Origin of the sequence: Micromonospora globispora, from assembly GCF_003857015.1 — a bacterium.
Lineage (GTDB): Bacteria > Actinomycetota > Actinomycetes > Mycobacteriales > Micromonosporaceae > Micromonospora > Micromonospora globispora.
This window is the reverse complement of sequence record NZ_QGGF01000718.1, coordinates 1-1287: the sequence shown is the minus strand read 5'-3', so window position 1 is coordinate 1287 and position 1287 is coordinate 1. Positions and strand designations below refer to the sequence as shown.

General features: G+C 73.7%; 1 protein-coding gene. It reads right to left on the bottom strand.

Features of this window, described 5'->3' with window-relative positions:
- The coding region (locus tag DKL51_RS32805) for a hypothetical protein (protein WP_221623281.1) at nucleotides 1-1183 on the bottom strand (1183 nt) is incomplete at its 3' end.
- Between the last annotated feature and the right edge of the window lie 104 nt (nucleotides 1184-1287).

Below are 1287 nucleotides of genomic sequence, written 5' to 3'. Positions count from 1 at the left end.
GCAGCGGGCCACCGACCGCGACCCGCCCGTCGCCGGCCGCGGTGACGGTCAACTCGGCGCCGCTGACCAGGTCGAAGAAGCGGCGACCCGGCCGGCGATCGGTGCACAGCCACGGGCCGTCGTGGTCTTCGCCCCGGTTGACCACCGTCCAGAGGGGTTCGCCGTCGTGGGTCCAGCGGGACGCGTACACCTGGCCGGTGCCGGGGTGGTCGGCGAGCGGAACCCAGTCCTCGGTGCGCAACCAGGCGGCGTGGCTGGCCTGTACCCGGCGCATCGCCCGCAGCACGGCCCGGTCCCGGTCGTTCCAGCCGACCCAGACGCCGAAGACGCTCTCCCAGACCAGCACCCCGCAGCCGTTGAGCCAGGCGGAGTGCAGCTCGTCGAGGTGGCTGCGATGCCAGCGGCGGGTGTGGTGCAGGATGTGCCGCCGCTCGAACCACTTGGCCCGCAGCACGCCGGGCACCTCGGAGTCGGCGAACCATTGCGCCCAGGACATCGCGTGGTCGGAGATGCGGGCCAGCGGCACCCGGCTCTCGCCCTCCAGGACCATGCCGGGGCGGACCGCGTCCAGGGCCTTGCGCAGCTCGCCGGCGCCCTCCTTGAGGGTGTCCAGGAAGACGCCGTCGACGCCCAGGGTGGCGGCCAGCGCGGCCACCGCCTCCGCGTCGGTGCCGGGCTCCCGCCGGGTGCCGGTGTCCCACGGGTTGTAGTCGACGAACACCCGGACCCCCTGCGCCTGGAACGCGCGGACCACCTCGGGCAGCTCGGGGACCTCCCGGTACCAGTCGAACTGGTTGCGCTCGTCCAGTCCGATCACCGGGTACGCGTGCCAGAGCACGATGCCGTCGAAGCCCCCGAAGTCGCGCCGCGCCGACTCGAGGAACGCCTCGACCGTGAAGACGCCCCGGTCGTGGTCGTAGAGGATCTCGTCCCAGAGCCAGGCGAGGCAGACGGTGAAGCAGTCGCCGGTGATCTCGTCGTAGTGGCTGCCGGTGTAGGCCAGCCGGGCCCGGGCGTCGGCCCGCCAGCGGGTGAGCTGCTCGCGCCAGGCCGGCCAGTCGGCCGGGTCGCTGGGGGCGGCGAAGATCTTCGCCTCGTCCAGCGTGGTCAGGTCGGCGTGCGGGTCGAGCGGCACGTCGGTCGGCCGGTCGATCGGCCGTGGGACGTACGGGTTGAAGCTCACTCGTCGGCTCCGTAGGTCGCGACGTACAGGGCGTCGATGGTCAGCCGCTCGGGCAGGGCGGTGGACGCCCCGGGGCGCTGCGCGCAGGCCGCGCCGGGGCGTCG